The organism is Amycolatopsis sp. cmx-11-32, from assembly GCF_047608695.1.
Taxonomy (GTDB): domain Bacteria; phylum Actinomycetota; class Actinomycetes; order Mycobacteriales; family Pseudonocardiaceae; genus Amycolatopsis.
Genome location: NZ_JADNQN010000015.1, coordinates 145,480 through 166,073 on the forward strand (window position 1 = coordinate 145,480; position 20,594 = coordinate 166,073).

A 20,594-nucleotide genomic window follows, 5' to 3' on the forward strand; every position below is an offset into this window, starting at 1 on the left:
CGGAAAAGCTACGGATGCGAGGAAGTGCCGGGCAGTTCGTCGCGGAGGCCATCGAGCAACGCGCTCTGGAAACACTCCAGCACTTTCCGCTCCTCGGAAGAGAACTCCTCAAAGAGCGCCTTCATGGTCGAATACGCGGATTCGAAGAGCGGCTCGAGCCTGTCCATGACGCCGGTCACAGCCCCTGTCGACAAGCCGGTCGGTTCGGCGATCCTCGCGTGCCGGAGGACGGTCACGTGCTGCCTTCCCGCCGAGATGGGCGAAGCGGGCCAATTTCTCCGCCGAGAGCGGGTATTTCGCCATCCGGAAAACCCTTCGGGAAGAAAACCAGGCCATACGGCGATTCGGTACGAAAGGCATTCCAGACAGTCGGTTTTCTCCGCTTCAGGGTTAGTCTGGTGGTAATGACAGCAGTCGATCTCGGGTTTCCCCGTGTCCCCGGCACACGTGGCCGCCCCACCGTGCCCAGGCCCGACAACCCCGCGCTGATCGACACCTTCGGCAGGGTGGCGACGGACCTGAGGGTTTCGCTCACCGACAAGTGCAATCTGCGCTGTACCTATTGCATGCCCGCCGAGGGGCTCGAATGGATGCCGAGCGCGGACGTGCTGACCGACGACGAACTCGTGCTCCTGCTGCGGATCGCCGTCGAACGGCTCGGCGTCACCGACATCCGGCTCACCGGCGGCGAACCGCTCCTGCGCCCTGGCCTGGAGCACGTCGTCGAACGGATCGCGGCACTCGAACCGCGGCCGAGGCTTTCCATGACCACCAACGGGATCGGGCTCGCGAAGCGCGCGAAGGCGCTCGCCTCCGCCGGGCTGGACCGCGTCAACGTCTCACTGGACACCGTCGACCGCGCGCTGTTCGAGGCGATCACGCGTCGCGACAGGCTGCCCCACGTGCTCGCCGGTATGGCCGCGGCGCGGGAGGCCGGGCTGGACCCGGTGAAGGTCAACGCGGTGCTGATGCGCGGGCTGAACGAGGACCAGGCCGTGCCGCTGCTGCGGTTCTGCCTCGCCGAGGGCTACCACCTGCGCTTCATCGAGCAGATGCCGCTGGACGCGCAGCACGGCTGGAACCGGCGCGACATGATCACCGCCGAGGAGATCCTCGGCATGCTCGGCGAGGCGTTCTCACTGTCCCCGTTCCCCACCGCACGCGGCGGGGCGCCCGCCGAACGCTGGCTGGTCGACGGCGGACCGGGCGACGTCGGCGTGATCGGCTCGGTGACGAGGCCGTTCTGCGGCGCCTGTGAGCGCACGAGGCTGACCGCCGATGGCGCGGTGCGGTCCTGCCTGTTCAGTAATGACGAGACGGACCTACGCGCGCTCGTGCGCGCGGGCGCGCGCGAAGAAGAGGTAGCGGATATGTGGCGGGCGACCATGTGGGGCAAGCTCGCCGGGCACGAGATCAACGAGGCCGGTTTCGCGCAGCCGATCCGGCCGATGAGCGCGATCGGCGGCTGACATGGTGACCATCGTGGTGCGGTACTTCGCCTCGGCGCGCGCGGCCGTGGGCTTCGACGAAGAGAAGGTGACGCTGCCGGACGGCGCCCGCGTCGCCGACGCCGTCGCTCACCTGCGGGAGCTCCACCCGGAGAAGCTGGCGAAGCTGCTCGACGCGGTCTCGTACCTGCTGGACGGCATCGCGGTGCGCGATCTCACCAAGCCGCTGACCGATGCCTCCGAACTGGACGTCCTGCCCCCATTCGCGGGCGGCTGACCAGCGCGAACGCGGGAAAGCGATAGCAAAGGTCCCTTGCTCCCCCGCGAGCCGTTCCGGGGTCCTTGATCCACGGTCCGCCTGGAATTCACCGGCCGGACGCCGAAGCCGCCAAGGATGCCCAAGTGATCACTCCCCGCCGCGTCCTCGCCGCGCTGCTCGCCGCGGTCGCCGCCACGAGCCTGGCGACCGCACCGGCGTCCGCCCACGAACGCGGCGTCCGGCCGCTGCCGCAGGCGCACAGCCACAACGACTACGAGCACACGCGTCCACTGCACGACGCGCTCGATCGGGGCTTCACCAGCGTCGAGGCCGACATCTATCTGGTGGACGGGCAACTGCTGGTCGCGCACGACCTCGCGGACACCCGCCCGGACCGCACCCTGGAGTCGCTCTACCTGGAGCCGCTGCGCAAGCGCGTCCTGGCCAACCACGGGAGCGTTTACCGTCGGCGCACCCCCTTCGAGGCACGCTTTCCCGCCGAGAAGGCATCAACGGAGTTCCAGCTGCTGATCGACGTCAAGGGCGACGCGAACAGCACCTACGCGGCGCTGGAGAAGCGGCTGCACGACCCGCGGTACTCCTTCCTCTTCTCTCTGTACGCGTTCGGGCACGTGCGGAAGAGGGCGGTCACCGCGGTGATCTCCGGCGGGCGGCCCAAGGACGTGATGCTCGGGCAGCGGTTCCGGCTCGCCTTCTACGACGGCCGGATCAGGGACGAGAACGACCTCGGTATCGGTTCGGACCCCAGCGTGACCCCGCTGGTCTCGGATTCCTGGACCGGGCTGTTCACCTGGACCGGCGACGGCGCTTTCCCCGCCGCAGAGCGGGCGAAACTACACGAAATGGTCAAAAGGGCCCACGCGGCGGGCCAGCGCGTACGCTTCTGGGCCACCCCGGATACCGCTGGACCAGGGCGTGACGCGTTATGGAAAGCGCTGGTCACCGCCGGGGTCGACCACCTGAATACAGACGACCTGAGTGGGCTGGCGAACTTCTTGAGGTCTCGCTAAAGTGCGCGGCCCCTTACCGCGCGAAGGCGCACGGATGGACCAGTCACGCCTTAATCCACGTGATGCAAGCCTCACGATCCGTGAATTATCTCGGCCAGGAAACGGTCCGATAACGGCCCGCTGACCTGCAAAAACAGCCGAATCGTTATGGGTTGCGTGCTGTTACTGTGATGTAGGTCACAGCTCGAATAATTTCCGATCAGGCCGTTCGTTACGTACCGTCGCTTTTCGGTTGGCCCCGACCGACCACGCAACACCGGGAACCCGTAGCGCCGAGCCCTGTCCAACGGATTCCCGGACCCAACCCCGAGCGAAAGCATTTCCGGACAGGGGCGAGGGGACCGAGCCGACGCGTCGTGCGTCTGCGAAGTCAGCCGGCCTGAAACGGCCGGACGGACCCACCCGGGTCTTTCCCTCAGCACAGGCTCGTAGGCGCAGGGAGCGAGATCTATTCACATGTCGTACCGAGGCAAGCACCGCAAGATGTCCGCCGCCACCCGCCACATCGCCCGTGTCGCCATTGCCGGCGTCGCGGTCGGCGCCCCCCTCGCCATCGCCGCGACCCCCGCGTCGGCGACCAACTGGGACGCCATCGCCCAGTGCGAGAGCAGCGGCAACTGGGGCACCAACACCGGTAACGGCTACTACGGTGGTCTGCAGTTCTCGCAGAGCACCTGGCGCGCCTACGGTGGCACCGGCAGCGCCGCCAACGCGTCGCGTGAGCAGCAGATCGCCGTCGCCGAGCGGGTCCTCCAGGGCCAGGGCATCGGCGCGTGGCCGCACTGTGGCAAGAAGGGCGGCTCCGCCAGCCCCGCCAAGGCCAAGTCGACCGCCCCGAAGGCCACCAAGAAGGTGACCCCGAAGAAGTCGACCGCTCCGGTCACCAAGCAGCAGGCCCCGGCTCCGGCCCCGGCCGCCGCCAACGTCGCGGGCTCGCACCCGCAGGGCGACTACACCGTCGTCGCCGGCGACACGCTGTCCAAGATCGCTTCCAAGTTCGACGTTCAGGGCGGCTACCAGAAGCTGCAGCAGCTGAACAAGGAATACGTGCCGAACGCCGACTTCATCGTCGTCGGCCAGAAGCTCGCCACCAAGTGAGCTCTTGAGCACCATCAAGTCGTGATGCCCGCGGGCTTCCCCGCGTGGCCAGGTCGCGACTGACAGAGCCCCACCGCGCCTATTCCCCCGGCGGTGGGGCTTTGTCGTATCCAGGGACGCTCGCTCAGGGCTGCCGTGAGTCAGGCGGCACTACGGCGAGTTGACCCACTCGTCGCTGCCGTCGGTGAAGTGCTGGTGCTTCCACACCGGCAGCCGCGCCTTGACCTCGTCGACCAGCTCCGAGCAGGCCGCGAAGGCCTGGCCCCGGTGCTCGGCCGCCACGGCGCACGCCAGCGCGACGTCCCCGATGGCCAGCGCGCCCAGCCGGTGACTCACAGCGACAGCCCGTACGCCGGTCCACTTCGCCGACAGATCCGCGACGACCTCCGCGAGCACCTCCGAAGCGCTGGGGTGTCCCTCGTAGGCGAGCCGGTCCACCGAGCGCCCGCCGTCGTGGTCCCGCACGACCCCGCCGAAGCTGACGACGGCGCCCGCGGCCGCGTCGTCCACCAGCCGGGCGTGTTCCTCGACCGAAAGCGGCTCGTCGACCACCGCGATCCGTGCGACCCGAACGTTCACTGCTGTGCCTCCCGTGGGTGGTCGCCGCCCGCCAGCTGGTCGACGGCGTGGTCGAGGATCCCGTCGAGGACGCCCAGGCCGTCCTTCACGCCGCCACGCGACCCTGGCAGGTTCACCACCAGGGTCCGCCCGGCGACACCGGCGACCCCGCGCGAGAGGACCGCCGTGGGCACAGCGGGCAAGCCAGCGGCCCGGATGGCGTCGGCGACGCCGGGGAGTTCGTAGTCGAGGATCGCGCGGGTGACGTCCGGGGTGCGGTCGGTCGGCGAGATACCGGTGCCGCCGGTCGTCACGATCACTTGGACCCCGGCCGCGACGGCGTCGCGCAGGGCCTCACCGACCGGATCGCCGTCCTCGACGACCACGGGGTCCGGCACGTCCCAGCCACGCCCGGCGAGCCAGGCCGTGATGACCGGACCGGTCTTGTCCTCGTAGACGCCCTTCGCGGCGCGGTTCGACGCCACGATCACCCTCGCCAGCCGGCTCACGGCCGCTCCCAGGTCCCGGCCTTGCCGCCGTCCTTGCGGATCAGTCGGACGTCGTCGAGGGTCGCGGCGGGGTCGACGGCCTTGATCATGTCGTGCAGGGTCAGCCCGGCGACGGCGACGGCGGTCAGCGCCTCCATCTCGACGCCGGTCCGGTCGTTCGTCCTCGCGGTCGCGGTGATGTGCACGGCGGTCTCGTCGAGGACGAACTCGACCTTCACCCCGGACAGCGCGATCTGGTGGCACAGCGGGATCAGCTCGGGCACCTTCTTCGCGCCCATGATGCCCGCGATCCGGGCGGTCGCGAGGGCGTCGCCCTTGGGGAGCCCGTCCGTCGCCAGCAGGCCGAGCACCTCGGCCGTGGTGTGCACGGTGCCGCCGGCCAGCGCGGTGCGCGCGGTGGGCGTCTTGCCGGAGACGTCGACCATACGGGCGGCGCCCGTATGGTCGACGTGGCTGAGTTCACTCACGCCAGCAGGCTAGCCCTCAGAACACGCGCTGCTTCGAGCGAACCTCTTCGAGCGCCTTCTCCCGATCCTGCCGCTGGCGCGGCGTCATCGAATCGAACAGCCCGCCCTTGTCCGCGGCGCAGGCCGTGTCGTGCGCGGGACGCTTGCCTTCCACGAAGAACCGGTTGACGGCGTTGTTGCCGCAAGCGTTCTCCGAGCTCAGCCAGACCCCGTGCCCGCCGTCGTCGACCGACACCATCCGCGCCCGGTCACCCAGCGCGCGCCGCATCTCCTTGGCGCCACTGAGCGGAGTGGCCGGGTCACGCAGGTTCTGCACCAGCAGGATGTTCGACGGGCCGCGGTCGCCGATCCGCACCGGCGGCTCGATCGGCTCGGACGGCCAGAACGCGCACGCCCAGATGTTCGCCCCGGCCGCGCCGAACATCGGGTACCTGACCCGGTCCTTCTCGACATTGCGCTGGTAGGTCCCGACGTTCTCGGGCCAGTTCGCATCGTTGCAGACCACGTGCAGCTGGCCGGACAGCACATTGCCGATGTCGATCTGCGCGGCCTGAGCGGACTGCTTCAGCACGCCTTCGCTGTCGAGCGCCTGCCACTGCTGTGCCAGCGTGGGGAAGGCGGTGGTCGAGTACAGCGCACCGAACGTGCCCATCCGGAACGCCGCACCGTCCACGCCGGGAACCGTGCCGCTGTCGAGCTTGGCGGCGAGTTCGTAGAACTTCGCCGTCACCTGCCGCGGAGTACGGCCGAGCCCGTAACTGGCGTCACGCGCCGCCGCCCACTTCGCGAAGTCTGGGAAGCGGTCCTGGAACCCCTCCGCGAGCCGACGCGAGGTTGCCGGGTCGAGCCCGCCCGGACCGGTCACGCTGTCGAGCACGACACGATCGGTCTGCTGCGGGAACAGCGTCGAATACACGGCGCCGAGGTAGCTGCCGTACGAGACGCCGTAGTAGGAAAGCTTCTTCTCGCCGAGAGCTTCCCGGATGCGGTCCATGTCGCGTGCGGTGTTGGCCGTGGTGATGTACGGCAGGTTCGCCGCGGTCTTCGACTCACCGCACTGCTTCGCGACACCGGCCACGTACGTCGCCCGCTCCGCCACCGCCGCCGCGTCACGCGCGTACAGCGGGACGTTGCTGACCAGCTGCTCGGGCTTGAGATCGCAGGTGACCGGTGTGCTGCGGCCGATCCCCCGCGGGTCGAATCCGATGATGTCGTACGCGTCGAGCACGCTCGACGGCACGCCCGAGGCGCGCAGGCTGTCCGGCATGGTCAGCCCAGGGCCACCGGGCCCGCCCGGGTTCGTCAGCATGATCCCGCGCCGCTTCGCCGGCTTGGTGCTGGCGAGCTTCGACACGGCGATGTCGATGGCAGGCCCGCCTGGGTTCCGGTAGTCGAGCGGGACCTTCAAGGTGGTGCACTGCAGCGTGGGCACGTCCGGACATGGTTCCCAGCGCGGCGAGCCCGTCGCGGCGGACGCCGTGGCAGGCACGAGTACCGCCACGGTCGCCGCCGCGGCCGTGAGTGTCCCGATTCTGCTCAGGACAGAGCGATTCATCCCCAACCCCCGTCAAGATCGAATTCCTGGTCGGAATCGAGCCTAGGAGCGGGCCGGGTACGGAGTCGTCACCCTGAAGTCGGCCACGGGGTCGGCCTCAGTGATGACGTCGGCCCCGAACGGAGCAAGGGACCTTTGCTGTCACTTCTGGACGGCTTTGGCCGCCCGCTTGACGGCCTCGGCGACGGCGGGCGCGACGGCGCTGTCGAAGACGCTGGGCACGATGAACGACGCGTTGAGCTTGCCGTTGTCCACGACGTCCGCGATGGCGTCGGCCGCCGCGAGCAGCATGGAGTCGTCGACCTGGTGCGCGTGCGCGTCGAGCAGGCCGCGGAACACGCCGGGGAAGGCGAGCACGTTGTTGATCTGGTTCGGGAAGTCGCTGCGGCCGGTGGCGACGACGGCGGCGTGCTGCTGCGCCTCCAGCGGGTCGATCTCCGGGTCCGGGTTGGCCAGCGCGAACACGACGGCGTCCGACTTCATGGTCGCGACCTGCTCGGCGCCGAACAGGTTCGGCGCCGAGACCCCGATGAACACGTCGGCGCCGACGAGCGCCTCGTGCAGCGTGCCCGCCTGCTGCTCCTTGTTCGTGTGCTCGGCGATCCAGGTGAGATTGTCGTCGAGGTTGCCGCGCGCGGAGTGCACGATGCCGTCGATGTCGGCGGCCACGATGTCGCCGGGGCCCCTGCCCAGCAGCAGCCGGATGATCGCCGATCCGGCCGCGCCGACACCGCTGACCACGATCTTGCAGTCTTCGATGTTCTTCCCGACCACGCGCAGGGCGTTGCGCAGCGCGGCGACCACGACGATCGCGGTGCCGTGCTGGTCGTCGTGGAACACCGGGATGTCGAGCTGCTCGCGCAGGCGCGCCTCGATCTCGAAGCAGCGCGGCGCGGCGATGTCCTCGAGGTTGATGCCCGCGTAAACCGGGGCGATCGCCTTGACGATCTTGATGATCTCTTCGGTGTCTTGGGTGTCCAGGCACACCGGCCACGCGTCGACGTCGGCGAACTTCTTGAACAGCGCCGCCTTGCCCTCCATCACCGGGAGCGCGGCGGCCGGGCCGATGTTGCCGAGCCCCAGCACGGCCGAGCCGTCGGTGACGACGGCGACGGTGTTCCGCTTGATGGTCAGGCGGCGCGCGTCCTCGGGGTTCGCGGCGATCGCCTGGCAGACACGCGCGACACCCGGCGTGTACGCGCGGGAGAGGTCGTCACGGTTACGGAGCGCGACCTTGGGGGTGACCTCGATCTTGCCGCCGAGGTGGATCAGGAAGGTCCGGTCGGAGACCTTGCGGACCCGCACGCCCGGGAGCGAGTCCAGGGTCTGCGTGATGTCCTGCGCGTGGTTCTCCGACAGGGCGTTGGCGCTGATGTCGACGACGATCGACTCGGGGTGCGACTCGACGACGTCGAACGCGGTCAGCACACCGCCGACCCGCCCGACGGCCGTGGTCAGGTCACCCGCCGCGCTGGACGACGCGGGGGCCTCCACCCGGACGGTGATCGAATATCCGGGACCGGGAACCGGCATGGCACTACCCCCGCTGAGAACGCTCTGATAGGTCGAGCGAAACCTACTCCCGTGACGACCGCCACGAAGCCCCGCCGGGGTGACCGACCAGTAACTTCTTACCGGTTGATCTCGGTCTCGGGGTGCACGTAAGGCACCGCGTCGAGCGGGAAGGTCACGTCACCGAACGGGGACAGCGCACCCTGCCGATCGGATGCGAGCTCGGTGACGGGGTGCTCCCCGTCTTCACCGGGCCACGTGGGATCGATGCCCGCGCGCTTCTTGTTCTCGCCCTTCGCCACAACGTCCTCCCGAGCATGGTCAAGCGATCTCTGGAGGACAGTCTGCCCGAACGCGACTGCCGGGCTGCCACCCGCCCGGTATCCTGATCGTCTATGCCCGCGCCCTCCCTGGCGGACTGGCTGCGCCAGGAGTCCGACGAAGCACTCGCCGCGCTGCTGCGCACCCGTCGCGACCTGTCCACGCCGCCCCCGTCCGACACGATCGTGCTCGCCACCCGGGCAGGCACGCCGGGCTCCGTCGCGCGCGCCTGCGAAGACCTCGACACCTTCACCCTCGCCGTGCTCGACGCCTTGCTGCTGGCCGGTGCGGACACCGATCCGGCCGCCGCGGCCGAGGTCGCGCGACTCACGGGGGCCGAGATCGGCGAAGCGCTGGCGCTGCTGCGCACGCGGGCGCTGGTCTGGGGTGAGGACGACGCGCTACGCGTCCCGCCGTCGGCCCGCGACGCGCTCGGCCCCTTCCCCGCGGGGCTGGGGACGTCGTCGCCCACGCTCGCCGGAACGGACATCGAGGCCGCGCTCGCCGTGATCGGCGAAGACGAGCGCGCCCTGCTGACGACGCTGGCCGCCGGGCCGCCGATCGGCCGCACTCGCGACGCGTCGGCCGACATCCCGCTGGAGCGGGCGCAGAACCCGGTCCAACGACTCCTCGCGCGCGGCCTGCTGCTGCGCCGGGACGACCAGACTGTCGAGTTGCCCCGCGAACTCGGGATCGCGCTGCGCGGAGGGTCGGTGTTCGATCCGGTGTCCCTGCGCCGGCCGCAACTCCCCGTGCATCCGCATCAGCGGTCCACAGTGGACTCGACGGCGGCGGGCGAGGCGATGGAGTTCTTGCGCCAGACCGAGAACATGCTTCGCGCGTGGTCGGAGACGCCACCGCCAGTGCTGAAGTCCGGCGGGCTCGGGGTCCGCGAGCTGAAGAAGCTCGCCAAGGATCTCGACACCGACGAGTCGCGGGTGACCCTCCTGGCGGAGATCGCGGTCGGCGCCGGGCTGGTGGCCGACAGCGAAGCGACCACGCCGGAATGGGTGCCGACGACGCTGACCGATTCCTGGCTCGCGTCGCCGACCGCGCAGCGCTGGATGACGGTCGCGCAGGCCTGGCTCGAACTGCCAAGGCTGCCCGGCCTCGCCGGCGGGCGGGACGCGAAGGACAAACCGATCGCACCGCTGTCGGAAGACCTGCGGAGGCCGCTGGCGCCGACGTCGCGGCGGCGGATCCTCCTCGCCCTGGCCGCGCTGCCCGAGGGCGCCGGGGTCAAGAGCACCGACGAACTGGTCGCCGCGCTGGCCTGGCGCGCACCGCGGCGGGGCGGGCGGCTGCGGGACGAAACCGTCCGCTGGACGATGGCCGAGGGAGCCGCGCTCGGCCTGATCGGGCTCGGCGGACTCACCACGGCCACGCGGGCACTGCTGGCCGAGGACCGGCCAGGCGCGGTCGAGGCGATGCTCGACGCGCTGCCGCGGCCGGTGGACCACGTCCTGGTCCAGGCCGACCTGACCGTGGTCGCACCCGGCCCGCTGGAAGCCGAACTCGCGGGCGAGATGACCGCCGTCGCCGACATCGAATCGGCGGGGCACGCCACCGTGTACCGGATCACCGAGACGTCCGTGCGGCGCGCGCTCGACACCGGACGGACCGCGGGCGAACTGCACGCGTTGTTCGCGGCCCGGTCGGCGACGCCGGTGCCACAGGGACTCACCTACCTGATCGACGACGTCGCCCGGCGGCACGGGCGGCTGCGCGGCGGGGCCGCCGAGTCGTTCCTGCGCTGCGACGACGCGTCGCTGCTCGCGGAGGTCATGGGCAGCCCTGTCGCCACGGAGTACGGCCTGCGCATGATCGCGCCGACAGTGCTCATCAGTTCGTACCCGCTCGCCGACGTCCTTGACGCTCTTCGCACCGCAGGGTTCGCTCCGGCCGCCGAAGGACCCGACGGACGCGTCATGGACATCAGGCCGTCTGGACGTCGTCTGCCCGCGAAGACGCGTGCCGCGCGCCGGGCAGCCGGGGAACAGGCCGGACTGACCGACGATCAGGTCGGCAAGATCGTCGCGCACGTCCGGGCCGGTGACGCCGCGTCCGCGCGTCGGCGCGGCGAGACGGTGCGCGCACCGCAGGGCGGCGGCGCCGGGGACACGTCCGCGACGCTGGCGTTGCTGTCCCAGGCGACCATGGAGCGCCGCGAGGTGTGGATCGGCTTCGTCGACTCACGCGGAATGGCGAGCCAGCGCGTGGTGCGGCCGACGCGGGTCGGCGGCGGGGTCCTCGAAGGGACCGACAACGAGCGCTTCCCGCTGCACCGGATCACCTCGGCCGCCCTCGTCGAAGACTGACCCCCGCGTTTAGTCCTCTAGTTGCGGTAGTTGCACGTGCAAGGACCGCAACCAGAGGACGAAACGCGGGAGGGGTCAGAGGTCGCGAAGGCCTTGAAGGACGCGCTCCATGAAAGCGCGCGAAGAAGAGTCGCCGAGGATCAGCTCCGTCTGGTGGATCAGGACCAGGCCCACGTCGGCCATGTCGCCGACGAGCACCTTCACGACACCCAGCGGCAGCCGCAGATGCGCGGCGATCTCCGCGATCGACCGGGTGTCCAGGCAGAGGTCGCAGATCTGCCGGTGCTCCATGGTCCGCACGCCGCGATACCGGCGGCCTTGGTCGCTGGTCGACACCAGCGCCTCCAGCGCCAGGTCGTGCGCGGTGCGGGTGCGCCCGCCGGTGCGCGTGTAGGGCCGGACCCGTGAGCCCGAGGACGGCAGGTAGACCGAAGCGGGGGCGCTGCCCGAAGGACCCGAGCCGGCGGCACCGTTTCCCGCGGACGCGGGACGCGGCGTCGGCTGGCGAAGCGGCGACGGCATGGGCGAAGGGACCGGTTCCGGCGGCGCGGCCGGGCGCCGCGGCATGACCGTGCTGATCGAGCTCAGCTCGAACCGGCTCGGGGAGTCGAAGCCTTCGCGCTCGGTGCCTTGGTAGAGGGAGTCCCAGCCGGAGGGTTCCGGTTCGGTGAATCCGGTGATCTTCATCGGCGACTACCCACGGACGCCGCCCTGCAGCTGCGCCCGCAGCTCGGGGGTGATCTGCTGCCCGACCCGCTCGACGAGCAGGGTCATCTCGTAAGCCACGGTGCCGATGTCGCAGGTCGGCGCGGCCAGTACGGCGAGCGACGAACCGTCGGCGACCGACATGAGGAAGAGGTAGCCGCGTTCCATCTCGACGACGGTCTGGTTGACCCCGCCCGCGTCGAAGCAGCGCGCCGCGCCGGCGGTGAGGCTGATCAGTCCGGAAGCGACCGCGGACAACTGTTCGGCGCGTTCCTGCGGCAGGCCTTCTGACGGCGCGAGGAGAAGTCCGTCCGCCGAGACCAGCACGGCGTGCGCGGCACCGGGAACCCGGCGCGCGAAATCCGTGATGAGCCAGCCGAACGAACTCTGCTGTCCGGATGCCGTCACAAGTCCCTCCTCGCTGCGTCAAGACCACCTGGGCGGCGTGGTCCGGACGTCTCTCCCCGACCAGCACCGACCTGGGCACCGGCGAGCCGAAAGACGCCTCCACCCAGCGTATTCGTCACGCCGATCGTGTCGAGCCCGCCACCCGGCCGAGGGTGTTAACCGAACGTAAACGTCCAGCCGCTCACCGCGTCGACACATCGCGAACCACGCATTCGTGGGACACCCCGTGGTGGCCGGGTGCGACCGGGCGTGAATCGACGTCCTCGCAGGTCACCACCATTTCGATCACCCGATTGGGTGCGGCCCGCACCGGAACGCGTGAAGGGATCGCCCCGCGTCCACAACGGCTGGTGGTACCACTCCCCGAAGCGGGTGAAGCCTGCCGAGTTCACTCCAACGGCCGCATCCGCTCCGGGCTTTCGTCCTGTCTATCCCGCGCGCAACGCCGAATCGTGTGCGATGGCGTGCTGCACGACCGAGATCAACACCTGCTTGGCGGACTCACGTTCCCGAGCGTCACAGGCCATGATCGGCACGGACGGTGAGATCGTCAGCGCGTGCCGGACGTCCTCGATCTGGTGGTGCAGCAGCCGGTCGAAGCAGTTGATCGCCACGACGTACGGCAGCTTCCGGTTCTCGAAGAAGTCGATCGACGGGAACGCGTCGGCGAGCCGCCGCGTGTCGACCAGCACGACGGCACCGATGGCGCCGACCGCGAGGTCGTCCCACATGAACCAGAACCGGTGCTGGCCCGGCGTACCGAACACGTACAGCACCAGATCCGAGTCCAGCGAAATCCGGCCGAAGTCCATGGCAACGGTCGTCGTCGACTTGTTCGGGGTGGCCGAATTGTCGTCGACGCCGGTACTGGCCTCGGTCATCATGGCCTCGGTGGTCAGCGGATCGATTTCCGAAACCGCCCCGACCAGCGTGGTCTTCCCCGAACCGAATCCGCCAGCGACCACGATCTTGGCCGACGACGTCGGCCCGGCCACCTGCGGCGCATTCGCGTCGGAGTCAAATTCTCCGAAGCCCACTGAGCACCCTCTCCATGAACTCGATACTGGGCCGGTCACCCACGTTCTGGCTGGCGGTGTGCACCAGGACCAGGCCGAGGCCGGCCACGTCTCCGATCAGCACCCGGACCACGCCGAGCGGCAGGCGCAACAGCGCCGCGACTTCGGCGACGGACCGGGTGTCCAGGCAAAGGTCGCAGATCGACCGGTGTTCGGGGACGCGCACCCGGTCGAGCACACGTCCCTGTTCACTGGTCGAGATCAACGCCTCGATGGCAAGGTCGTACGTCGGCTTGGTCCGTCCCCGCGTGCGGAAGTACGGCCGGACCAGGCCGGAGGATTCGACGTCGGCGGTGTACTGCTCGTCGACGAACTCGTTCTGCGCCTGTTGCGGCAGTGCCGCGGCGAGCGGGTCGGCGGCCGCCGACCGGCGCTCCTCCTCCTTGTCGAAGGAGAACTTGGCGAACTCGCCCGAGTCGTACAGCGGGCCGCTGCCACCACCGAACAGTTCCGCCCCGGGGCCGCCGAGCAGGCGTTCCCGGTAATCCGTGACGCTGAAATCGGCGGGTCCCTGTCCCGCGTTCGAATCGGTCAGCCAGCGGGAGGCCTCGTCCGGTGACACGGGGTCGTTGTCCGACCCCTGTGCCCGGCGCGATCGCCATTCGCGGTCGACCCGGTCCCGGAAGGACGTCCAGTCCTCCCGGCCGTCGTCACGTTCCGACCACCCGCCGGAGAAGTCGTCACCGAGCCGGCCATCGCCCCTCAAGCGCCCGTCGTCCACGGCATTCTCCTCGGTTCCCGGTCGCTCAGCGGCGGACCGACGCGCCCTGCAGTTGCGCGCGCATCTCCGGTGTCAGCTGTTGCCCTACGCGTTCCACCAGCAGGGTCATCTCGTAGACGACCAGGCCGATGTCACTCTCCGGCGACCCGAGGACCGCCAGACAGGAACCGTCGGACACCGACATCAGGAAGAGGAAGCCGTTGGCCATCTCGACCACCGTCTGCGCGACCGTGCCGCCTTCGAACACCTTGGCCGCACCGCGCGCGAGGCTGGTGAGCCCCGACGAGACCGCGGCGAGCTGGTCGGCCCTGTCCTTGGGAAGCCCCTTGGAGGAGGCCAGCAGCAAACCGTCCGCCGACACCACCACGGCATGCGCCGCGCCCGGGACCCGGTGCACGAAATCCGTGATCAGCCAGGCAAAGCTGCTCGTGTGCCCTTTACCCTGCGCCTGGCCGCCAGGCTGCGCCGGACCACCCGGCTGCATCGCACCCGCCCGTGTCACTTTCACTCCTTACTGCTGTCATCGGCGGAGGAACCTCCGCCGGTCATCGGAACGCCGTTGTCATCCAGCGCGTCTATCGGGCGATCCTTCAACGCGTGCCGTCCCGACTTGTAGCCCTGCTGGAAGCTTGCCATCCGACTCCTGGCCGCCGTCGCCGAGCGGGCGATAGCGCCCGTCCCCGGCATTCCGGAGGTCTTGTCGGCGAACGAGTCTTCCTTCTTCGGTTCGTTCCCGCCGATCGAGCCGGGCACGAGGTACTGGTTCGGCACCCGTTTGGGCAGGCCGGCCGGGGTGATCTCGTCGTTCCGATCTTCGTACAGGACCTGTGCCGCCTGCCAGCCGTCGTCGGACGCGCTGCGCCAGCCATTGTCCTGGAGCACCGTCTCCGGCGGAACAGTCTGCGGAGTCCGAGTGGGCAACGCCTCTTCGGCGGACTCGGCGACGGCTTCGCCCGGCTCGTCGAAGCTGTCGCGGTGCTCCCGCTCCGACACGTCCGGCTCGGGGGGCTCGACCGGCTCCGTGTAGGTGGTCGGAGTGTCACCACCGACCTCGTCGCCTTCGCTGAACCAGCGCGAGAGCACCGACTGGTAGATCGGGAGCCGCCTGGTCGGGACGTCGTCCTCGAGCGCGGACTTGCCCGAATCGGCGGACTCCTCGGCCTGCCGCGGCGACTCGACCGGGTTCACCGGGACGTACCTCGGCTCCCGCTTCGGCAGCACGAGCGACGCGAACTGGGTCTCCGTGCCGCTGGAGGCGCCGTCGCCGTTCGGCGGCGAAAGGTCGTCGGCCGTCGGCCACGCCGGGGACTCCTCGGCGGGGGCCGCGGGGCTGAGGAACGGTCCGGCCGCGTTCTTGCCCGCGACCAGGTCGTCGAGGCTGATCGGCTGGTCGAGCGGGACAAGCCCGCCTTGGTTCGCGATCGGCTGCGGTGCCGCCGGTGGCTTCGACGGCGGCGGCGGGGTCATCTCCAGACCGCGGTCGGAAGCCGGGATGCTCGGCAGCGAAGTCGACATCTCGGACATCGACGGCATCGACGTTTCCGAGCGGTTCGACGGCGGCGGGGTGTTCCGCACGCCGGGCCGCATCGGTATGAGCAGTTCGGCGGGTACGACGACCCGCGCGATCACGCCGCCCTCGATGTCCTCGTTCTCCCGGAGCCTGACCTCGATGCCGTGGCGGCGGGCCAGGCGCGCGACCACGTACAGGCCCATCCGCCGGGTCACCGAGACGTCCAGGTCCGGCGGTTCGGCGAGCCGCGTGTTGACCTCGGCGAGCCGCTCCTCGGTCATCCCGACACCGTGGTCGGTGACCTGGATGGCGAGGGCCTTCTTGCGGGTGATCACCGCGCGGACGGTCACCTTCGTCTCCGGCTCGGAGAAGTAGGTGGCGTTGTCCAGCAGTTCCGCGAGCACGTGCACGAGGTCGTGGATCGTCAGGCCCTGGACGGCGACCTCGGGGACGATCCCGATCTCGATCCGGGCGTACTGCTCGATCTCCGAGACCGCGGCGCCGATGACGTCGGCGGCGGGCACCGGCTTGGGCACCGACTTCGCGAGACCGGCGCCCGAAAGCACCAGGAGGCTTTCACCGTTGCGGCGCAGCCGCGTGGCGAGGTGGTCGAGTTCGAACAGGCTGGCCAAGTGGTCCGGGTCCTGCTCGTCGGCCTCGAGCCGGTCGATCACGCCGAGCTGGCGTTCCACCAGCCGCTGCGACCGGCGGGACAGGTTCACGAAGATGCCGTTGACGTTCTCACGCAGGAGGGCCTGCTCGGCGGCCATCTTGACGGCCTGTTCGTGGACGACGTCGAACGACCGCGCCACTTCACCGATCTCGTCACGCGAGGTGATCGGCACCGGCTCGACCGACCGCTTCGCGGCGTTGACCGGGTCCGGGTCGTCCAGGATCGCTTGCACGGTTTCCGGCAGTCGTGTGTAGGCGACGTCGAGCGCCGTCTTCCGCAGCACCCGCAGCGGGCGCAGCATGAGGCGGGCGATGACGAGCATCAGGAACAGTGCCGCGAGCAGGGCCAGCAGCACGATCGCGGCACCGATCCATGCCGAGTTGATCGCGTCGGTCGCCAGGCCGTCGGCCTGTGCACGCAGCTGGCCGAGCAGGTTGGTCTCGACCGCGCGCAGCTTGTCCAGCGCGACCCGGCTGGCGTTGCCCAGCGCGACGTTGTCGATCGACGGCGTCTCGTTCTGCTGATGCAGCGAGAACGCCATCGTGGTGATCCGGCGGCGGTCGTCGACCTCGGGGCCGGAGAAGGTGTCCGAGTAGAGCTGCCGCTGCTCGGGACTGGCGTTCGCGAGGAAGGCCGCCGTCGAGGCGTCACCGCTCGCGACCGCCGAGCGGGCCTGGTCGAACAGGTCGCCGGGGAAGGAGGAGCGGAAGGAGGCGATCAGCAGCGCCGCGTCACCGCGGGCGATGAACTCCTTGCTCTCGCTGATGGCCTGCACGGTGACACCGAGCCGGAGCACGTCGCGGTTGGCGACCGCGGTCGTCACCTCGCGGCCGAGCTGGACCAGCGAGTCGAGGATGCCGGAGTAGGCGATGAGGACCGGGGTGTCGCCAAGCAGCGACGTGTTCATCGCGCCGCGCAGCGGCCGCAGGGCGTCGAGCCGCTGCAGACCACGCGAGTAGCGGTCCCTCGTGTCCTGGTCGTCCGGGTTGATCTGGTTCGCCGAGGCCCGCAGGTCGTCGACCGCGCGGTCGACCTTGGCGATCTGCGCGTCGAGACCGGTCTGGCGCGAGCCGTCCTGGGAGGCGATCCGGGCGACGGCGAGCGCGCGCTCGCTCTGCAGTTCGTGGACGACGAGGGTGATCTTGTCGGCGAACGCGACCTGGTCGGCCGTGTCCTGGAACCGGGCGGCCTCGGAGCTGTCGTCGAGCACGCGCAGCCCACCGAGCGCGAGCGCGGTCAGCGTCGGGATGATCAGGACGGCCGCGAGCTTGGATCGCAGGCGCCAGTGACGCAGGCCCAGGAACGACCCGGCCACCTTCCCCCCAGGACCGTCTCCGGTTTCCCGCGCAGGGGTCCCTCCCACCCCCGCGGTGTCTTCGTTCGGCACCGCCGCACCACCATCATCTTCATCCGGGCCGGGAAAGCCCATTTTGGACATGCCGTTCTCGAACTGGCCGTACTGCTGTCTGGGTCGGTTGTCGGAGACCACTACCCGCTCACTCCTGCCGCCCGGCAGGGGCACACACGACGCGAGTGCTCACTCTGACGAATGAGGAAATCGTCTTTGACGCAGTCTCTCAGGTGCACTTGGCCGAATTCCCGCCTGGCGTCATTGGTCTATTCGGCCTAACCCGCCAGTGCGCGGACACGCACCAGTGAAGCACGGTCGTGTTCGACACTCGTTCGGTCAACGCGTACTTGTTCGACACAGAGTGCCTTGCACCTCGGGAAAGGTCCAGAGCGTTCGGCCATCCAAGGCACTCTCTTTCACTACATCAGTGGTCCACACCTCACTACCGGTGCATGAGGGTAGCGAACGGATGGCCCAGATGTAACCCTTCGGACAAGACGCGGGAAGTCCCACCGGACGGCCCTTGACCTGTTGTCGCTCAGTTGGCAACAAACTCTCGCCGTTCCTCTCAATGAACACGCCCAGTTGTGTTCACTTCTGACAAACAACCTGTTCGGGTGATCGTTACCCTTGAGGATCATAGGATGACCACCCATTGTGAGCGCGTTGTCGGTTCTCTACAGTGAGCCCGTGACTCTGACAAAGAGTCACTTCCGAATCCCACATCAGGCCACGTCATCACGTGACCTTCCCCTTGATCAGGAGCACCACTTGCTTGGCTCTGCAAGCTCGAAGAAGGCCTTGAGCGTCAGCCGGGGTCGGCCGTCACGTGGAAAGACCGGAACTCTCGCCTTCGCGATGGCGGCCGTCGTCGCGGTATCGGTCAGCGGCTGCGGCCTGCTCGGCGGGGACGACTCGTCGTCCTCCTCCGGCGGCTCCGGGAACCTCGAGAAGTCGAAGATCAAGGTCGCGACGATGTCGACCATCGACACCGCGTCGCTGCGATTGGCGCAGGACGGCGGCTACTTCAAGGCGGAAGGCCTGGACGTCGAGCTCATCGAAGCCGCCACCGGCCAGATCTCGCTGACCAAGCTGATCGGCGGCGAGGTCGACATCGCCTACGCCAGCTACACCCCGTTCTTCATCGCGATGAGCAAGGGCACCGCCGACATCAAGCTGGTCTCCGACGCCTCGTCGGCCGGGCCGAAGAGCACGTCGATCATCGCCATGCCGAACTCCTCGGTGCGCGGCATCAACGACCTGGCCGGGAAGAAGATCGGCATCTTCGCGCCGAACACGGTGTCCGACACCCTCACCAAGTCGGTGATGAAGGACCACGGCGTCGACTTCACCAAGGTCCAGTGGGTGCCGGTGCAGCCGCCGAACATGGCCGCCGCCCTCAAGAACGGCGACATCGACGCGGGCTTCCTCACCGAACCGTTCATCACACAGGCCGCGAAGCAGGCGGGCACGGTCCCGATCGTCGACACCGCCACTGGCGCGACGCAGGACTTCCCCACCGCCGGCTACGGCGCTCTCGGCAAGTTCACCGCTGAGAACCCGAAGACCGTGGCCGCCTTCCAGCGTGCCATGCAGAAGGCCACCCGTGACGCGGCCGACCGCTCCAAGATCGAGCCGCTGCTGGTCAAGTACGCGAAGATCGACCAGGACACCGCCGCGCTGACCACGCTGCTGACGTTCCAGTCCACTCTGGACCCTCGCCGCATCCAGCGGGTCCCGGACCTGCTCCTGCAGATGGGCGCGATCCAGACCAAGATCGACGTCAGCCCGATGATCGCGCCTCAGGCCACCAGCTGATGACACGCGGTTACACCGAATTGCCACTCCACCAGTAATTCGATTACTAAAAGTAGTGTTGTCCAAGCGGGTGATCACGCGATCAGGCGAATGGCCTAAAACGATCACCCGCTCACGACACCCATTGTGAGCAGGTAGGCAAATCTCTAAGGTGACCGCGTGCCTGGCGAAAAAAAGCCACGACACGGATGAAAAAACCCAAACGGTGATTCATTGTTTCCGAGGAGCTGGCTTTGTTTCGAAACGCCATGAGCAGGAGCGGTGTCCGTAGAGGACGGGGTGCCATCGGTGTCGCCCTGAGCGCGCTCATGCTGGCCACATTGGGCGCCTGTGGCGCCCTCGGCGGCGACGACACGTCCAAGGCGTCGGGCGGTGACGGCGCACTGGAGAAGCCGAAGATCAAGGTGGCCCTGCTGCCGGTCGTCGACCTCGCGCCGCTGCGGCTGGCGCAGGAAGGCGGCTACTTCAAGGCCGAAGGTCTCGAGGTCGAAGCGGTCGACGCCCCCAGCGGCCAGCAGTCGATGACCAAGATGATCGGCGGCGAGGTCGACATCGCCTTCTCCACCTACATGCCATTCTTCGTCGCGAAGAGCAAGAACGCGGCCGACATCCGGCTCGTCGCCGACTCCGTTTCGGCCAGCCCCAAGAGCAACGCGGTCGTCACGGTGCCGACCTCCTCGGTCAAGACGATCAACGACCTCGCGGGCAAGAAGATCGCGATCACCGACAAGAACACCGCCTCCCACCTGCTCACCGTGTCGGTGATGAAGGACCACGGCGTCGACACCAGCAAGGTCCAGTGGGTGCCGATGCAGCTCCCGAACATCGCCGCCGCCCTGTCCTCGGGCCAGGTCGACGCGGGTTACCTGCCCGAGCCGTTCCTGACCCAGGCGTCCAAGGTGGTCGGCGCGACCCCGGTCGTCGACATCGCGACCGGCGCCACCCAGGACTTCCCCCTGGCAGGCTTCGGCGCGCTCGGGTCCTTCGTGGACAAGAACCCGAAGACGCTGGCAGCGTTCCAGCGCGCACTGGCCAAGGCCGTGCGTGATTCGGCCGACCGTTCCAAGATCGAGCCGATGATCGTCAAGTACGCCAGGGTCGACGCCGAAACCGCTTCGTTGCTCACGCTGCCGACGTTCGGGTCCACCCTGGACGCCCGTCGCCTGCAGCGCGTGCCGGACCTGCTGCTGCAGACCGGTGTGCTGACGGCCAAGCTCGACGCCGCTCCGATGCTCGCCCCTCAAGCTGGATAAAGG

The 20,594-nt window shown here is 68.9% G+C and carries 18 protein-coding genes and 1 pseudogene; 7 read left to right on the forward strand and 12 right to left on the reverse strand.

Annotated elements, in window-relative coordinates:
* Positions 1-8 precede the first annotated feature (8 nt).
* Positions 9-236: a hypothetical protein gene (locus ACM6LR_RS33925; RefSeq protein ID WP_414941631.1), complete on the reverse strand. Its 228-nt coding sequence runs from the start codon at positions 234-236 to the stop codon at positions 9-11.
* 168 nt (positions 237-404) lie between these two features.
* Between ACM6LR_RS33925 and moaA the strand changes: the two genes are divergently transcribed.
* The 4 genes from moaA to ACM6LR_RS33945 all read left to right on the forward strand — a co-directional run bounded on the left by moaA (position 405) and on the right by ACM6LR_RS33945 (position 3,836).
* The gene (gene moaA, locus ACM6LR_RS33930; protein WP_414941630.1) at positions 405-1,469 is read left to right on the forward strand and encodes a GTP 3',8-cyclase MoaA; all 1,065 of its coding nucleotides are present in this window, start codon (positions 405-407) and stop codon (positions 1,467-1,469) included.
* A 1-nt stretch (position 1,470) separates the two neighbouring features.
* Entirely contained in the window at positions 1,471-1,725 is a 255-nt protein-coding gene (locus ACM6LR_RS33935) for a MoaD/ThiS family protein (RefSeq protein ID WP_414941629.1), read from the forward strand.
* Between the two features lie 125 nt (positions 1,726-1,850).
* Complete coding sequence (locus tag ACM6LR_RS33940; protein ID WP_414945247.1) at positions 1,851-2,738, forward strand: phosphatidylinositol-specific phospholipase C/glycerophosphodiester phosphodiesterase family protein; 888 nt, start codon at positions 1,851-1,853, stop codon at positions 2,736-2,738.
* Between the two features lie 456 nt (positions 2,739-3,194).
* Complete coding sequence (locus ACM6LR_RS33945) at positions 3,195-3,836, forward strand: transglycosylase family protein (RefSeq protein WP_414941627.1); 642 nt, start codon at positions 3,195-3,197, stop codon at positions 3,834-3,836.
* Positions 3,837-3,986: 150 nt separating this feature from the next.
* Here the strand turns inward: ACM6LR_RS33945 and ACM6LR_RS33950 are convergent.
* The 5 genes and pseudogenes from ACM6LR_RS33950 to ACM6LR_RS33970 all read right to left on the reverse strand — a co-directional run bounded on the left by ACM6LR_RS33950 (position 3,987) and on the right by ACM6LR_RS33970 (position 8,739).
* Positions 3,987-4,903 (reverse strand): annotated as a pseudogene (locus ACM6LR_RS33950) (molybdenum cofactor biosynthesis protein MoaE).
* A complete protein-coding gene (gene moaC, locus ACM6LR_RS33955) occupies positions 4,900-5,370 on the reverse strand; it encodes a cyclic pyranopterin monophosphate synthase MoaC (RefSeq protein ID WP_414941626.1) in 471 nt (156 codons plus the stop codon). Before moaC ends, ACM6LR_RS33950 begins: the two are co-directional and overlap by 4 nt.
* Positions 5,371-5,386: 16 nt before the next feature.
* Positions 5,387-6,925, reverse strand: coding sequence for an alpha/beta hydrolase (locus tag ACM6LR_RS33960; protein WP_414941625.1), 1,539 nt, complete (start codon positions 6,923-6,925; stop codon positions 5,387-5,389).
* Positions 6,926-7,066: 141 nt separating this feature from the next.
* Positions 7,067-8,458: an NAD-dependent malic enzyme gene (locus ACM6LR_RS33965; RefSeq protein WP_414945248.1), complete on the reverse strand. Its 1,392-nt coding sequence runs from the start codon at positions 8,456-8,458 to the stop codon at positions 7,067-7,069.
* Positions 8,459-8,556: 98 nt separating this feature from the next.
* The gene (locus tag ACM6LR_RS33970; protein ID WP_191256864.1) at positions 8,557-8,739 is read right to left on the reverse strand and encodes a hypothetical protein; all 183 of its coding nucleotides are present in this window, start codon (positions 8,737-8,739) and stop codon (positions 8,557-8,559) included.
* Between the two features lie 93 nt (positions 8,740-8,832).
* Here ACM6LR_RS33970 and ACM6LR_RS33975 point away from each other — a divergent pair, with 93 nt between their 5' ends.
* Entirely contained in the window at positions 8,833-11,076 is a 2,244-nt protein-coding gene (locus tag ACM6LR_RS33975; RefSeq protein ID WP_414945249.1) for a helicase-associated domain-containing protein, read from the forward strand.
* A gap of 75 nt (positions 11,077-11,151) precedes the next feature.
* Here ACM6LR_RS33975 and ACM6LR_RS33980 read toward each other — a convergent pair whose 3' ends face one another.
* From ACM6LR_RS33980 to ACM6LR_RS34005, 6 genes are all read right to left on the reverse strand, one after another.
* Positions 11,152-11,763: a DUF742 domain-containing protein gene (locus ACM6LR_RS33980; protein WP_414945250.1), complete on the reverse strand. Its 612-nt coding sequence runs from the start codon at positions 11,761-11,763 to the stop codon at positions 11,152-11,154.
* A 6-nt stretch (positions 11,764-11,769) separates the two neighbouring features.
* On the reverse strand, positions 11,770-12,189 hold the full coding sequence (locus tag ACM6LR_RS33985; protein WP_038507851.1) for a roadblock/LC7 domain-containing protein: 420 nt from the start codon (positions 12,187-12,189) through the stop codon (positions 11,770-11,772).
* 428 nt (positions 12,190-12,617) lie between these two features.
* On the reverse strand, positions 12,618-13,226 hold the full coding sequence (locus ACM6LR_RS33990; RefSeq protein WP_026467043.1) for a GTP-binding protein: 609 nt from the start codon (positions 13,224-13,226) through the stop codon (positions 12,618-12,620).
* A complete protein-coding gene (locus ACM6LR_RS33995; protein ID WP_414945251.1) occupies positions 13,207-13,986 on the reverse strand; it encodes a DUF742 domain-containing protein in 780 nt (259 codons plus the stop codon). Before ACM6LR_RS33995 ends, ACM6LR_RS33990 begins: the two co-directional genes overlap by 20 nt.
* A gap of 25 nt (positions 13,987-14,011) precedes the next feature.
* Complete coding sequence (locus ACM6LR_RS34000) at positions 14,012-14,470, reverse strand: roadblock/LC7 domain-containing protein (RefSeq protein ID WP_414941680.1); 459 nt, start codon at positions 14,468-14,470, stop codon at positions 14,012-14,014.
* A 20-nt stretch (positions 14,471-14,490) separates the two neighbouring features.
* Positions 14,491-17,607 carry a nitrate- and nitrite sensing domain-containing protein gene (locus ACM6LR_RS34005; RefSeq protein WP_414941679.1) on the reverse strand — a complete coding sequence of 1,039 codons (3,117 nt, stop codon included), beginning with the start codon at positions 17,605-17,607 and terminating at the stop codon, positions 14,491-14,493.
* 771 nt (positions 17,608-18,378) lie between these two features.
* Between ACM6LR_RS34005 and ACM6LR_RS34010 the strand changes: the two genes are divergently transcribed.
* Both ACM6LR_RS34010 and ACM6LR_RS34015 read left to right on the forward strand, forming a co-directional pair.
* Entirely contained in the window at positions 18,379-19,338 is a 960-nt protein-coding gene (locus ACM6LR_RS34010) for an ABC transporter substrate-binding protein (protein WP_414941678.1), read from the forward strand.
* 248 nt (positions 19,339-19,586) lie between these two features.
* Positions 19,587-20,591: an ABC transporter substrate-binding protein gene (locus tag ACM6LR_RS34015; protein WP_414945252.1), complete on the forward strand. Its 1,005-nt coding sequence runs from the start codon at positions 19,587-19,589 to the stop codon at positions 20,589-20,591.
* The last annotated feature ends 3 nt before the right edge of the window (positions 20,592-20,594 follow it).

Bases quoted from the DNA above. Each gene is read 5' to 3' on its own strand.
- moaA (WP_414941630.1), top strand. From the start codon at position 405: ATGACAGCAGTCGATCTCGGGTTTCCCCGTGTCCCCGGCACACGTGGC.
- ACM6LR_RS33935 (WP_414941629.1), top strand. From the start codon at position 1,471: ATGGTGACCATCGTGGTGCGGTACTTCGCCTCGGCGCGCGCGGCCGTG.
- ACM6LR_RS33945 (WP_414941627.1), top strand. From the start codon at position 3,195: ATGTCGTACCGAGGCAAGCACCGCAAGATGTCCGCCGCCACCCGCCAC.
- ACM6LR_RS33960 (WP_414941625.1), bottom strand. From the start codon at position 6,925: ATGAATCGCTCTGTCCTGAGCAGAATCGGGACACTCACGGCCGCGGCG.
- ACM6LR_RS33965 (WP_414945248.1), bottom strand. From the start codon at position 8,458: ATGCCGGTTCCCGGTCCCGGATATTCGATCACCGTCCGGGTGGAGGCC.
- ACM6LR_RS33975 (WP_414945249.1), top strand. From the start codon at position 8,833: ATGCCCGCGCCCTCCCTGGCGGACTGGCTGCGCCAGGAGTCCGACGAA.
- ACM6LR_RS33980 (WP_414945250.1), bottom strand. From the start codon at position 11,763: ATGAAGATCACCGGATTCACCGAACCGGAACCCTCCGGCTGGGACTCC.
- ACM6LR_RS34000 (WP_414941680.1), bottom strand. From the start codon at position 14,470: ATGCAGCCGGGTGGTCCGGCGCAGCCTGGCGGCCAGGCGCAGGGTAAA.
- ACM6LR_RS34005 (WP_414941679.1), bottom strand. From the start codon at position 17,607: ATGTCCAAAATGGGCTTTCCCGGCCCGGATGAAGATGATGGTGGTGCG.
- ACM6LR_RS34010 (WP_414941678.1), top strand. From the start codon at position 18,379: ATGGCGGCCGTCGTCGCGGTATCGGTCAGCGGCTGCGGCCTGCTCGGC.
- ACM6LR_RS34015 (WP_414945252.1), top strand. From the start codon at position 19,587: ATGAGCAGGAGCGGTGTCCGTAGAGGACGGGGTGCCATCGGTGTCGCC.